Genomic DNA, 13,719 nt, shown 5'->3' on the forward strand with positions numbered 1-13,719 from the left:
GATAGCGCCAGAACGATGCTGCACCGGCTCTGGCAGACCTGCTGCCCCTTTTTGCCGCAGCTCGCAACGTGATCCAGTGCACAGACAGGCGCGTGGCGGCGACCTAGAAAAGGTGACATCCTCGCGCGCATTGCCGACGGAGGAGACACCTTGCCCCATCCAGTCCTTCGCAATTTATTCCTTGCCTCCAGTCTTCTTGCGCTCGCGCAATTGACGACGCCGACAGAGGCCGCGGCCGAAGCGCGGCTCGCGCTCGTGATCGGTCAATCGGCCTATCGCACCGTGCCGGAACTGCCCAACGCCGCCAACGACGCCAAGGGCATGACGGAGCTGCTCGGCAATGCCGGCTTCACCGTCACCACGGCGGCCAATCTCGGGCAGAACGACATGCGCGCGGCGATCTCGGATTTCGCCGGCAAGGTCAGCGCCAGCGGCGCCGACACGGTCGCGCTGGTGTTCTATGCCGGCCACGGTCTCCAGATCGACGGCGAGAACTATCTGGTGCCGGTCGATCTCGACCCCAAGCGCGAGGCCGACATTCCGCTTCAAGGCGTGCGGCTCAACGATTTGCTCAACACGCTCGGCGCGCTGCCGACGCGGGCGCGCATCTTCATGCTCGATGCCTGCCGCAACAATCCGTTCCCGGCGCTCAGCGGCGCCGGCCACGGGCTTGCGATGGTCGACACCAAGGCCGGCGCGCCCGGCTCCTTCATCTCCTATTCGACCTCACCCGGCGCGGAAGCCGAGGACGGCAGCGGCATCGACAGCCCTTACACCACGGCAGCGCTGACCGTCGCCAAGCAGCCCAATCTGCCGATCGAGGAAGTCTTCAAGCGCATCCGCGTCGCCGTGGCGCAATCGACCGACGGACGGCAGATCCCCTGGGAAAGCTCGTCGCTGACGACCGACTTCAAGTTCTTCGGCGGCGACAGCAGCGGCGATCAGACTGCGCTTCCCGGCGCATCCTCCATGGCACTTGCGAGCGGCACGCGCAGCCTCGAGGACTGGCGCAAGGATTTGCAGGGCAAGCCGGCCATGGTCGCCTATGAGATCGTGATCACCGACGACACCGTGCCGGCGTATCAGGCCTATATCGAGTTGTTCGCTCAGGACACCCGTACGCCGCGCCTGCGCACGGTGCTGGAGCGCCGGCGCCAGATGCTGGCCTGGGAGCGCGCCACCGCGATCAACACCCGCGCCTCGTTCGAGGCCTATCTGGCGAACTGGGACAACAGCGATCTGGCTGCGACCGCACGCAGGCTGCTGCTCCGCGTGCAGAACCGCAACTACGTCTTGCCTGCTGTGGTCGCGGCCGCTCCTGTCCCGGTCGCAATCGCGATGGCGCCGACCTGCCCGTGCTCCACGCCCTCGATACCGGCAACACCCGTCAATCCGACAATCGCGCCTGTGATCAAGAAGCGCGTCGACGGCACCCCACCGAAGCGCAAGGTCGTCGACACGCCGCCCAGGCAGCGGCGGCCGCCGCCTGATGAAGTGATCTACGAACGCGCGCCGCCCCCCGGTCCGCCTCCCGGCGCCGTCATGCAAGGCATCGGCATCGGTGTCGGAATCGGCATGGGAATGGGCGGCGGCCGCGGCGGCGATTATCACAATGACCGCGGCCGGTACTGAGGCTTCCGCCCACGTCGAGAGAGATGTTCGCGAGCCCATGGTTTGCGGACATTTCTGTTGATGCGGCTCTCGTGCCCCGGACGCAGCGCAGCGCTCTTCGGCGGTGCGCTGCAGAGCCGGGGCCCATCCAGCAGCGAACTGTGCAGCATCCTGGGTCCCGGCACTGCGCAGCAATGTTACGCGCTGCAGCGCGTCCGGGACACGCGAGAGTTGCGGATATTCGCCATCTGCCGTCCTCCGAGCCGGAATTGCTGTAGTCTGATCGTCCGACGCAGGCCTTGGGGATTCCACATCAATGCCGCACGACACTCACGCGAAGAGGTCTTGGCCGCTATTCCGGTCGCTCGCGTCCTATTCGCTGCCTGGCGATCTCATGGCGGGGCTGACGCTGGCGGCCATCGCGATCCCCGAGCAGATGGCCACGGCGCGGCTCGGCGGCTTCGCGCCGCAGATCGGCTTCTTCGCCTTCATGGCGGGATCGCTGGGCTTTGCGATGCTCGGCGGCAACCGCTTCCTGTCCTGCGGCGCGGATTCCACGATCACGCCGATCTTCGCCGGCGGGCTTGCGGCGCTGGCCGCCGCCGGCTCGCCGGACTATCAGGGCCTCGCAATCGCACTGGCGCTGATGGTCGGCGCGATGATGCTCGCCGGCGGCGCCTTCCGCCTCGGCGGCATCGCCAATCTGCTATCGGTGCCGGTCATGGTCGGCTTCCTCGCCGGCATCTCGGTCCACATCATCGTGTCGCAATTGCCGGGCGTGCTGGGTCTGGAATCGCCGAGTGGACCGACGCTCGATCGCATCGGCGTGCTCGCAAGCGAGCTCGGCCGCAGCAATCCCTTCACGCTATGCATCGGCTTCGGTGTGCTGGCCGTGGTCTTCGCCGCCGAGAAAGTCAGCGCAAAAATTCCGGGCGCGCTGATCGGGCTCGTCGCCGCGACCTTGGCCACAATCGCCCTCGGCCTCGAGAGCAAAGGCGTTAACGTCGTGGGCCTCGTGCCCGGCACGCTGCCGCGGCCGACCTTCCCCGACCTTGCACCGGAGCAATGGGTGCGCCTCGTGCCGCTGGCCTTCGTGATCACGGTCGTGGTGATGGTGCAGACCGCGGCGACGACGCGGTCGTTTCCGTCCGATCCGGACAAGCCCGCCGATGTCGATCGCGATTTCCTCGGCGCGGGCGCCGGCAGCGTGCTGTCGGGACTGTTCGGCGCGTTTCCGGTCAATGCCAGCCCGCCGCGAACGGGCATTGTCGCCGAGACCGGCGGACAATCACAGCTTGCGGGGCTTGCCGCCGGGACAATCGTGCTGGCGCTGCTCGCATTCGGAACGGGGTTGCTGCAGCACGTTCCGGACGCCGCGCTCGGCGGCATCTTGCTGTTCGTCGCGCTGCGCATCATCCGCGTGAAGCAGATCGTCACGATCTATCGCCAAACCCCGAGCGAATTCCTGCTGATCGTCGCCACCGCCGCGCTGATCATCCTGCTGCCGATCCAGCAGGGCGCGTTCCTCGGCATCGTGCTGTCGCTGCTGCACGGCATCTGGAGCACGACCCGCGCGCGGCTGGTCGAGTTCGAGCGCGTGCCGGGCACCACGATCTGGTGGCCGGCGCATCCGCACATCACCGGCGAACGCATCGCCGGCGTCGCCGTGATCGGGCTGCAGGCGCCGCTGTCCTTTCTCAACGCGCCCGGCTTTCGCAGCGACGTGACCAAGGTGCTCGGCGCGACGCCGCCGCAGTTGCTGGTGCTGGAGGCGAGCGGCATGGTCGAGATCGACTTCACCGCCGCGCAGATCCTGCTCGACGTGTTCAGGGCGTGCAGCGAACAGGGCGTCACGGTGGCGCTGGCCCGGCTGGAATCGGTGCGCGCGCAGGACGCGTTCGAGCGGTTCAGGCTGTTCGAGGCGCTGCCGCGGGACCACGTCTTCCACAGCGTGGACGAGGCCGTGCGCAAGCTGGCGGAATAATCCTGCTTACGCCCTCCGATCCTCATCCTGAGGAGCCCGCGAAAAGCGGGCGTCTCGAAGGATGGCCACGGGCGAGATCCGGGCCTTCATGGTTCGAGACGCGCCAAGACGCGCTCCTCACCATGAGGGTCTGGATGCAGTGGAGATCGCGAAAGCTGCCATCACTGCACCAGCGTCGGGTGATCGCGCTGTATTGTTTCGCGGATCCAGCTGGCATGGATCGCGCGAAACAATATCTGCGCGGTCTTGAGGTCGTTCGCCTTCATGCAGAGATCGACGATGCGACGGACTGCGTCGTCGCGCATCAATCCATCCGAGATCTTCATCGCGATTTCCATTGCGACTTTCGCCGCCCGCTCGTAGCGCTCGCTCTCGTGCTTGTCGTTGCGCGCAGAGCCTGCCGCACTCGCCGCAGCGGCGTCACAGATCGTACGGATGCGCTCGGCGGCCTCGATGTCGCCGAGCGGCCGTTCGATCGCTTCGTCCCAGATGTCCTGTCGCGTCTTGCGCGCGAACCACTTCATCGCCCCGCCACCCGTGGTCTTCCAGCCGCCGCATCGTCGCGCTTCGAACCGCGCCCAGCATAGAGAACCGTGGTGAGATCGGCGAGGCGGTTTTTTCCGCCACACTCCGCGGCTCGCGACACGTTCAGGACGTCCGACGCGGCCCGATCGCCTCGAACTGCGCCTTCTGCTCGTCGTTCAACGTGGCATAGAAATCTTCGAGCGCAGCGCGCACCGATTTGATGCCATCCAGCATCAGGTCAAGCCGCTTGCGGATCGCGGCCATTCGCGCCGGCGGCGTCATCACGTCGTTGGGCTGGCAAGCCGCCTTGAGCGATGCGCTGACCTTGGCGCTGGTATCCTGGAGCACCTGCAGCGCAGCGCGCTGGGTGCCGTCGGGATGAAGCCTCGCCTCGATGTCGGCGCCGGGCCAATCGAGTGCCGCAGACGCTCCGCAATTCTGGACCAGCGATCCACTGGTAGTGTTGGAAGCTGTCGCGCGACGCTGATCGTCGGCCAGCGCATTGAAGCGCGCCTTCTGCTCGTCGCTGAGCGAGCCATAGAATTTATCCAGTGCGGGCTGAACGAGATCGACGGCTTTCTCCATCGCCTCGATGCGCTGCTGCATCGCCGTCAGCCGACGGGGCGCGGTCGCCGCGACCTGCGCCGGACAGGACGCGCGGATCATCTCCGCCGCCTGGATCGAGGCATTGCCGAGATCGTCGAGGCTTGCCCCTTGCGCATCGGTCGGCTGCACCGCAGCTGCGATCTGGTCGATCGGCAGACCGACGATTTCGCGGCGGTCGCTGCCGCAAAGCGGATCGAGCGCAACGCCTCGCGCTTGCCGTCGTCCCTGCGGACGTTGCGGCAGATAGGCCGAGAGACCGTCATAGCCATAGGGCCCGAAGATGCCGGCATAGACGTCCGGATAGCCGTAGCCCCAGAAGCCGAGACCGTCCCCCCAGATCGTGTAGTCGTAGAGGTCGTTATAGGCGAACGGCCAGAACAGCGGTCCGACCCAGCCATAGCCGCCCCCTGCATGTTGCCACCATCCGCTGCTTGCGCCATGCCAGCCGGCGAGTGCGGCAGCGGCTGCGATCTGGGCCCGCGCCGCCGGATTGCTGATCAGACGGCCGTTGCGGAAGGCGCTGGAGTGCGCGTTGAGCGCATTGCGGAAATTCGCGGGACGCACGGCCGCATTCCGCATCTGACCGAAGTTCGGGCCACCATGTCGGGCTCCGGTTGCGAACCGCATCCCGCGATGCCCGCCGCCACCATGCGCGTGCCCGAAACCGTGACCACCGAAATGGCCACCACCATGATGACCACCTCCATGATGACCACCTCCATGACCGCCGCCATGACCACCTCCGTGACCACCTCCGTGCCCACCGCCATGGCCACCACCGCCCTTGCCCAGAGCCGTGCCCGCCAGCATGCAGGCCAGCGCCATCACGGCAATTCCAATGACCGGTCGCAACATCGCATCCTCTCGCAGAGCCGCGCCATTGAGGCATCGGAAGTCTACGGGAATTGGAACCGGCGCGGCTGCGGAAAGTTCCGCGACCGCGACGCGGCAGGCGCGCTAGACCTCCGGCACAATCTTGCCGGGATTGAAGATGTTCTGTGGATCGAGCGCCTTTTTCAGCGCCCGCATCGCGTCGATCGCCTCGGGGCCGAGTTCCGCATTAAGATATTTCTGCTTGCCCTGGCCGATGCCGTGCTCGCCGGTGCAGGTGCCGTCCATCGCCTGCGCGCGCTCGACCAGGCGATGCATGAACTCCTCGCCGCGCGCCATCTCATCGGAATCGTTGGTGTCGCAGACCAGCGAGCAGTGGAAATTGCCATCACCGACATGGCCGACGATCGGCGACAACAGGTTGAGGCGCTTGAGATCTTCCTCGGTCTCGTTGACGCAATCGGCCAGGCGCGAGATCGGCACGCAGACGTCGGTCGCGACCACGCCGATGCTGTCGCCGGGCCGCAGCGCCTTGACGGACCAATAGGCGTCGTGCCGCGCCTGCCACAGTTTTGTGCGATCCTCCGGCTTGGTGGTCCAGGAGAAATCGCCGCCGCCGTACTCCCCGGCGATCTCGGCGAAGGCCTTGGACTGCTCGGCGACCTCGATCTCGCTGCCATGGAATTCCATCAGCAGCAGCGGCGTCTCCGGCAGCGTCAGCTTCGAATAGGCGTTGCAGGCCCGCACCTGCGCGGCGTTGAGCAACTCGATCCGCGCCACGGGAATCCCGGTCTGGATCGCCAGGATCACGGCCTGGCACGCCCCGTGCACGGTCTCGAACGACACCGCGCCGGCCGCGATCGTGTCAGGGATGCCGCGCAGACGGATGGTCAGTTCCGAGATGATGCCGAGCGTGCCCTCGGCGCCGACGAACAGATGCGTCAGGTCGTAGCCGGCGGATGATTTCTTCGCGCGCGTGCCGGTCGTGATGATCTCACCGTCGCCGCGCACCACCTTCAGCGCCAGCACGCTGTCGCGCATGGTGCCGTAACGCACCGCGTTGGTGCCGGAGGCGCGCGTCGAGGCCATCCCGCCGAGCGATGCATCCGCGCCGGGATCGATCGGGAAGAACAAGCCCTGGTCGCGCAGATGCTCGTTGAGCGCCTTGCGGGTGACGCCGGGCTGGATCACGCAGTCGAGATCCTCGGCATGGACCGCCAGCACCTTGTTCATGTCGCGCAGGTCGATGGAGATGCCGCCGGCGGGTGCGTTGACCTGGCCCTCGAGCGAGGTGCCGGTGCCGAAGGCGATGACGGGCACGCCGTTTTTCGCGCAGATCCGCACCACATCCTGAATGTCGGCAGTCTCCTGCGCCATCACCACGCCGTCCGGCGGCTGGTTCACAATCCATGTGGTGGTATGGCCGTGCTGCTCGCGGACGGCCTGCGAGGTGATGAGGCGGTTGCCGAACCGTGCGGCAAGCTGCTCCAGCGCACTTGCAAGGGCTTTCGGCGCCGGCCGCGGCGGATTATTGGTGATGGTCGTACCCACGGACGTTCCTCCCGACGAGACGAACCGTGGCAAAGGACATCTCACCGGCCAAGTCAAGCGGCCGGGCGCATAGCTGGGGAAGGAAACATGCCGGAGACTGCCGCCACAGTGCCATTCCGCGCCTCGATCATGCAGATCGAGCCGCAATGGATCGACTACAACGGCCACCTCAACATGGCCTATTACAACGTGATGTTCGACCGCGCGGTCGACCAGATGTGGCTGACGCTCGGGATCGGGCCGGGCTACATGAAAGAACGCGGCGGCTCGACCTTCACCGCCGAATGCCATGTGCGCTACTTGCGCGAAATCCACCTCGGCGATCCCGTGCAGGTGTCGGTCTGGCTGCTGGAAGCCGACGACAAGCGACTGCACACGTTCCAGGAGTTGCGACACGCGACCGAAGGCTGGTTGTCGGCGATCTCCGAAAACATGTCGCTGCACATCGACATGGGCTCACGAAAGGTGGCGGCCTTTCCACCAGACATCCGCGAGCGCATTGCGGCGGTGGTCAAGGCCCACAGTACCGTGCCGCGGCCCGAGGGCATCGGCCGAAGCGTGGCGATGCCCTCGAAGCGGTAGTGCATGATCCGGAAAAGTGCGAAGCGGTTTTCCGGCAAGATCATGCACCAGATCAGACCGCGCTAGACCCTGGTGCGGCCGCGAGCCAATCCAACAACGGCCGAGACCAGGAACAGCACGACTGCGATGAAGAAGATGATCTTGGCGATTTCGATCGACGCGCCGGCGAGGCCGCCAAAGCCCAGAATACCGGCGATCAGGGCGATAACCAGAAACGTCACAACCCAGCTAAGCATGATCCGAACCTCTGTTTCGATGTCTGTCTGCGATCGGCGCGGCTGACGCGCCTCACTTGCAGGACCAATCGCCAACTCGGAACAATGGTTCCGGGCCGCTGAAGCCGGAAATTCGCCTGACCGACAGGAACAAATTGGCTTTCCACGCACGTGGAAAACCCTTCCCCGCCGCCCCATATAGGGATCGATCCCTGTTAAGAAGGCTCCCCTTTCACCACCCCGCGGTGCCAACGTGGGGCCAAATGATTCGCATGACCGAGCCGAGCAAGATCCCGTCCCAGAGTGTCCCCGACCACCAGCCCGCAGCCGGCGGCATTGCCGCGCGCGCGCGCGCCTCGGTGGGCCCGAAATATCTGTCCGGGCTCAATCCGGAGCAGCGCGAGGCGGTGGAGACGCTGGACGGCCCGGTTCTGGTGCTGGCCGGCGCCGGCACCGGCAAGACCCGCGTGCTGACCACGCGCATCGCCCATATCCTGAGCCAGGGCCGCGCGCGCCCCGCCGAGATCCTGTCGGTGACCTTCACCAACAAGGCCGCCCGCGAGATGAAGCACCGGCTCGGCCAGATGCTCGGCCATGCCGTCGAAGGCATGCCGTGGCTCGGCACCTTCCACTCCATCGGCGGGCGCATCCTGCGCACCCATGCCGAGCTGGCGCAGCTCAAGTCGAACTTCACCGTGCTCGACGTCGACGATCAGGTCCGGCTGCTCAAGCAGCTCCTGCAAGCCGACAATATCGACGACAAGCGCTGGCCGGCGCGCATGCTGGCCGGTCTGATCGACGGCTGGAAGAACCGCGGCCTGACACCGTCGCAGGTGCCGTCAGGCGAAGCCGCCGTCTTCGCCAACGGTAAGGGCGGCAAGCTCTATGCGAGCTACCAGGAGCGGCTGAAGATCCTGAACGCCGCCGATTTCGGCGATCTGCTGCTCGAGGACATCCGCATCTTCCGCGAGCACCCCGATATCCTGCGGCAGTACCAGCAGCGCTTCAAATTCATCCTGGTCGATGAATATCAGGACACCAACGTCGCGCAGTATCTGTGGCTGCGGTTGTTGTCGCAGGCGCCGTCCAAGCCAACCACACCCGCTGTCATTCCGGAGCGGCTCGTAGAGCCGAACTCCGACGTGCAATTGCACGTCGGGGAATCCAGAGATGAGTCCGACAATCGAGATACCGGGTCTGCGCCTTTGGCGCCCGGAATGACGACTCCGCCTCCCGTCAAAAACATCTGCTGCGTCGGCGACGACGACCAGTCGATCTATGGCTGGCGCGGCGCGGAGGTCGACAACATCCTGCGCTTCGACCATGATTTTCCCGGCGCCAAGGTCATCCGCCTCGAGCGCAACTACCGCTCGACCGGCCACATCCTCGCCGCCGCCTCGCACCTGATCGCGCACAACGAGGGCCGACTCGGCAAGACGCTGCGCACCGAGGACCAGGACGGCGAAAAAGTCACGATCACCGGCTCCTGGGATTCGAAAGAGGAAGCCCGCGGCATCGGCGAAGACATCGAGCAGATCCAGCGCCAGGGCGAGAAGCTCAACGAGATCGCAATTCTCATGCGCGCGTCCTACCAGATGCGTGAATTCGAGGAGCGCTTCATCACGCTCGGCCTGCCCTATCGCGTCATCGGCGGCGCGCGCTTCTACGAGCGCGCCGAGATCCGCGATGCGCTCGCGTATTTGCGCGTGATCAATTCGCCCGCCGACGACCTCGCCTTCGAGCGCATCGTCAACGTGCCCAAGCGCGGGCTTGGCGACGCTACCGTGCAGATGCTGCACGACCACGCCCGCAAGCGCCGCATCCCGCTGTTCGAGGCGGCGCGCGCCGTGGTCGAGACCGACGAGCTGAAGCCGAAGGCGCGCGGCAGCTTGCGCGACGTCATCGCCCAGTTCGATCGCTGGCGCGCCCAGCGCGAGGTTACCAAGCATACCGAACTAGCCGAGATCGTGCTGGACGAGAGCGGCTATACCGAAATGTGGCAGAAGGATCGCTCCGCGGATGCCGCCGGCCGGCTCGAGAACCTCAAGGAGTTGGTGCGGTCGATGGAGGAGTTCGAGAACCTGCAAGGGTTTTTGGAGCACATCTCGCTGGTGATGGACCGCGACAGCGCTGCGGAAGAGGATGCAGTGTCACTCATGACTCTGCATTCGGCCAAGGGTCTCGAATTCGACAACGTGTTCCTGCCCGGCTGGGAGGAAGGCCTGTTCCCGAGCCAGCGCACGCTGGACGAGCAGGGTCGCGCCGGCCTCGAGGAAGAGCGCCGGCTCGGCCACGTTGGCCTGACTCGCGCACGGCGGCGCGCAAAAATCTATTTCGCGACCAACCGCCAGATTCATGGCACCTGGACGACCACCATCCCCTCGCGCTTTCTTGACGAATTGCCGGCGGCCAATGTCGAGATCACGGAATCCAAGGGCGGCTCGGCCTGGGGCGGCACCGGCGGCTACGGCGCCTCCCGCTTCGACGACATGGAGGCGTTCGGCTCCACCTATTCGACCCCGGGCTGGCAGCGCGCCCAAGCCAATCGCAATCGCGGCGGCGGCGGGGGCGGCAATGGCGGCCGCGGCAGCTTCGAGGAACAGGCCTCGTCGTTTTCGTCCCAATCGTCCTCGCCAGATTTCGGCAGCTTCTCCTCGCGCCGCCGCGGCCCGATGACGATCGAGGGCGAGCTGGTCGCCAAATCCACCGGCACGACCTCGGAATTCTCCCTCTCCGACCGCGTCTTCCACCAGAAATTCGGCTACGGCCACGTCACCAAGATCGACGGCAACAAGCTCACCATCCATTTCGACAAGGCAGGCGAGAAGAAGGTCGTGGACAGCTTTGTGCAGCGCGCGTGAGGCCCTGCCCTGTTGCGGCGGCGTTACGCCGCCGTTTCTTCCCTTCACGCCCCTTGACCACCGCGAACTTCCCCGTATCAGATGCAGCCATGGTCCGGGGCTCCATCACACTGATCTTGCTGGCATTGGGTATGCCGTCGCTTGCGGCGGCGGAGACCATGAGCTTTGGCGATTCACTCGGGCTCCTGGCCAAGAGTTGCGGTGCGGAAATCGTTGCCAATTGCCGCGGCGTCAACCCGGACTCGACCCGCCTGAAGGAGTGCCTTTCCCGCAATCGCGACGTGCTCTCGCAGCAGTGCCAGAGCGACTATCTCGGCGCCTTCGATGCCATCCAGAAGCGCGTTGCCGCCCGCGTCACCGTGGCGAACGTCTGCCAGCGCGAGATCGTCAAGGTCTGCGGCGGCTCGACCAAGGAGACCAGCAAGGCGATCCCCTGCCTGATCTCGACGCCCAAGGGCATCAGCAACAACTGCCTGAAGGCCGTCGACGACGCGGGATATCGGTGATGCGCGCGAACAGGCTTTCCACCGCCGCAATTGGCATCGCGCTCGGTCTTGCCCTGCTCGCGGGCGCGGCAGAAGCGCAGACGGCGCCGCCGACCCGCGACGACATCGTCGCCAAGCTCAACCATTTCGAACAACCCGCTGAGATCGATATCCCCGCGCTGAAGCTGCAGGTGATGGAGCGGGCCAAGGCCAGGATCAAGAACGATCCGGGTCCGGTGAACCGGCCGCTGATCGCGCCGGATCTGGCCAATTTGCCGACCTTCACCGCGCAGATCCAGTTCGACGCCGACACGCCGATCATCCAGCCGGCGTCCTACCAGGCCGTCGGCCGCATTGCCGACGCGCTGGTCCATGCCTCGCTGCTGCCCTACACCTTCCTGATCGTCGGCCATGTCGAATCCAACGTGAAGACGCGCGAGGCTAACGCGATCCTGAGCCAGCGCCGCGCGGACGCGATCCGCGACGTGCTGGTGAACACGTTCAAGATTTCGACCAAGCGGCTGCATCCGATCGGCCTCGGCGAGGAGCAGTTTCTCGACCGGGCCAGGCCGACCTCGGCCGCCAACGGCCAGTTGCAGATCCAGACCTTTGCCAAACTGCCGGAGGACGGGCCTGCGCGCCCGGCTGCCGCGCCTGCGCCTGCAACGAAAAAGCCGGCCAGGAAGCACTGAGCGCATGCGCCCCGGCGCCTGACGGAACCCTTTGAAGGTCTTGCCCTTTTGTGACCTGTCTCACAGCGCGACAGACCGGCTTTGCGCGACAGTAACGCCGGTTTGTGCACCGCGCTATCAGGTGCTATAGGCTTTTTTCGCCCTTCCCCGACCCCATGCTGCACGAGACCGAGATGGCCAGTTATTTTCAACGCCAACTGGCCGACTACGTCGAATATCATCGCGATCCCTGGAATTGCGCGATGCACGTGGTCGGCATCCTCCTGCTCTTCACCGGCGCCGTACTGCCGCTGACCCTGGTGCACGTCCCGCTGTTCGGGATCGAGGTGAGCCTGGCCGTGATTTTTGCCCTGCCCGTGCTGGTCTACTGGCTGATGCTGGACGCCGGGATCGGGCTCGGCATCCTCGCCTCGATGATCGTGCTGCTTTCTGTCGCAACCGCGATCGGCAATCAGGTCTCGATCGTCATGATGTGGTCGATTTTTGCGGTGCTGATCGGGTCTGGCGTCGCATCGCAGATCGTCGGTCACAAGGTTTTTGAGGAGCGGCAGCCGTCGATGGTTGACCACCCCGCCCATTTCTTGCTCGGACCGATGTTTGTCATGGCGAAATTATTCATTGCATTGGGCTTCCGTCGCGACCTTGCCGCGATTCTGGCGCCTCTTCCGACCAATTCCCTTTCAACCCGATAGTTCTAGACGCGAAACAAGCAAACCTCTGCATGGCTCTCGTACTGGTTACCGGTGGCAGCGGCTTCATCGGACATCATCTCGTAGAAGTGCTCCGCGCCCGTGGGCAGCGGGTGCGTGTTCTCGATGTGCGTGCGCCGGCGACGGCGAATGCCGACGTTGAATATGCCCATGGCTCGGTGCTGGACGGCGCCGCGGTCGATGCCGCGATGGCGGGCGTCGATCAGGTCTATCACCTCGCCGGCCTGCCCGGCATGTGGGTCGCCGACAAGCAGGCCTTTCACGACGTCAATTGCCGCGGCACAGAGATCGTGCTCGCGGCGGCGATGAAGCGCGGCGTCTCCCGCTTCCTGCACTGCTCGACGGAATCGATCCTGTTCCCGTATTCTGACCTGGGCGGTGTTCCCGCCGAAGAAGCGCTGCAGCCAGCTGATGCCATGCCGGGCGCCTACACGCGGTCGAAATCGCTGGCCGAGCATTGCGCCGCGAAGGCGGCCGCTGAAGGTTTTCCGCTGGTGATCGGCACGCCGACCATGCCGATCGGTGCTGCCGACCACAATCTGACGCCGCCGACCGCGATGCTGTGGTACTTCCTCCAGAAGAAGGTGCAACCGCACCTCAACTTCCTGGTCAATCTCGTCGACGTCCGCGACGTGGCCATGGGCCTCGTGCTGACCATGGAACGCGGCCGCATCGGCCAGCGCTACATCCTCGGCGGCGATTGCGTTCCGCTCGGCCAGATCCTGCGAATGATGTCCACGATGAGGGGCCGCCGGCAGTTCCCGGTCGTCGTTCCCGGCAAGATTGCCGAGCTCTCTGCGATCATGCTCGAATATTTATCCGATCACGTCACGCGCCGGCCGCCCAACGGCACCGCCGAGGGCGTGCGCATCGCGCTCGCCGCGAGCGACCTCTCGATCGACAAGGCGCGCACCGAGCTCGGCTACTCGCCGCGCCCGGTCGAGCCGGTCCTGCGCGAAACCATCACCCATCTTCTCGCCCGCGGCGGCGCGCTTGCCTCCAGCGCCATCGAGCATCACGCGCTCTCCTCGCGCGCCAGCTGAGCTGCCGCCAACCCAAAGAACCT

The 13,719-nt window shown here is 65.4% G+C and carries 12 protein-coding genes; 8 read left to right on the plus strand and 4 right to left on the minus strand.

Features of this window, described 5'->3' with window-relative positions; genetic code table 11:
• Positions 1 to 150 precede the first annotated feature (150 nt).
• Both IVB27_RS07190 and IVB27_RS07195 read left to right on the plus strand, forming a co-directional pair.
• Positions 151 to 1,632: a caspase family protein gene (locus IVB27_RS07190; protein WP_247442423.1), complete on the plus strand. Its 1,482-nt coding sequence runs from the start codon at positions 151 to 153 to the stop codon at positions 1,630 to 1,632.
• A 295-nt stretch (positions 1,633 to 1,927) separates the two neighbouring features.
• Entirely contained in the window at positions 1,928 to 3,595 is a 1,668-nt protein-coding gene (locus IVB27_RS07195; protein WP_247442425.1) for a SulP family inorganic anion transporter, read from the plus strand.
• A 161-nt stretch (positions 3,596 to 3,756) separates the two neighbouring features.
• On the opposite strand, the gene IVB27_RS07200 is transcribed toward IVB27_RS07195, so the two are convergent.
• From IVB27_RS07200 to IVB27_RS07210, 3 genes are all read right to left on the minus strand, one after another.
• Positions 3,757 to 4,119: a hypothetical protein gene (locus IVB27_RS07200; protein ID WP_247442427.1), complete on the minus strand. Its 363-nt coding sequence runs from the start codon at positions 4,117 to 4,119 to the stop codon at positions 3,757 to 3,759.
• A 124-nt stretch (positions 4,120 to 4,243) separates the two neighbouring features.
• Positions 4,244 to 5,581 (minus strand): Spy/CpxP family protein refolding chaperone, encoded by a 1,338-nt coding sequence (locus IVB27_RS07205; RefSeq protein ID WP_247442435.1) that lies wholly within the window; start codon positions 5,579 to 5,581, stop codon positions 4,244 to 4,246.
• 102 nt (positions 5,582 to 5,683) lie between these two features.
• Positions 5,684 to 7,108 (minus strand): FAD-binding oxidoreductase, encoded by a 1,425-nt coding sequence (locus IVB27_RS07210; RefSeq protein ID WP_247442442.1) that lies wholly within the window; start codon positions 7,106 to 7,108, stop codon positions 5,684 to 5,686.
• An 87-nt stretch (positions 7,109 to 7,195) separates the two neighbouring features.
• Here IVB27_RS07210 and IVB27_RS07215 point away from each other — a divergent pair, with 87 nt between their 5' ends.
• Entirely contained in the window at positions 7,196 to 7,690 is a 495-nt protein-coding gene (locus IVB27_RS07215) for a thioesterase family protein (protein ID WP_247442444.1), read from the plus strand.
• Between the two features lie 62 nt (positions 7,691 to 7,752).
• Here the strand turns inward: IVB27_RS07215 and IVB27_RS07220 are convergent, their stop codons facing one another.
• Positions 7,753 to 7,926, minus strand: a complete 174-nt coding sequence (locus tag IVB27_RS07220) for a DUF1328 domain-containing protein (RefSeq protein WP_007613448.1) — start codon at positions 7,924 to 7,926, stop codon at positions 7,753 to 7,755.
• 242 nt (positions 7,927 to 8,168) lie between these two features.
• On the opposite strand from IVB27_RS07220, the gene IVB27_RS07225 reads away from it, so the two are divergent.
• The 5 genes from IVB27_RS07225 to IVB27_RS07245 all read left to right on the plus strand — a co-directional run bounded on the left by IVB27_RS07225 (position 8,169) and on the right by IVB27_RS07245 (position 13,696).
• Positions 8,169 to 10,766 (plus strand): ATP-dependent helicase, encoded by a 2,598-nt coding sequence (locus tag IVB27_RS07225; protein WP_247442446.1) that lies wholly within the window; start codon positions 8,169 to 8,171, stop codon positions 10,764 to 10,766.
• A gap of 89 nt (positions 10,767 to 10,855) precedes the next feature.
• On the plus strand, positions 10,856 to 11,272 hold the full coding sequence (locus IVB27_RS07230; RefSeq protein ID WP_247347651.1) for a hypothetical protein: 417 nt from the start codon (positions 10,856 to 10,858) through the stop codon (positions 11,270 to 11,272).
• Entirely contained in the window at positions 11,272 to 11,943 is a 672-nt protein-coding gene (locus IVB27_RS07235; protein WP_247442447.1) for an OmpA family protein, read from the plus strand. Before IVB27_RS07230 ends, IVB27_RS07235 begins: the two co-directional genes overlap by 1 nt.
• Before the next feature lie 155 nt (positions 11,944 to 12,098).
• On the plus strand, positions 12,099 to 12,635 hold the full coding sequence (locus IVB27_RS07240) for an Mpo1 family 2-hydroxy fatty acid dioxygenase (protein WP_247347655.1): 537 nt from the start codon (positions 12,099 to 12,101) through the stop codon (positions 12,633 to 12,635).
• 29 nt (positions 12,636 to 12,664) lie between these two features.
• On the plus strand, positions 12,665 to 13,696 hold the full coding sequence (locus tag IVB27_RS07245) for an NAD-dependent epimerase/dehydratase family protein (RefSeq protein WP_247442451.1): 1,032 nt from the start codon (positions 12,665 to 12,667) through the stop codon (positions 13,694 to 13,696).
• Positions 13,697 to 13,719: the final 23 nt, after the last annotated feature.

The sequence above is a fragment of the Bradyrhizobium sp. 197 genome, from assembly GCF_023073375.1.
Classification (GTDB): domain Bacteria; phylum Pseudomonadota; class Alphaproteobacteria; order Rhizobiales; family Xanthobacteraceae; genus Bradyrhizobium.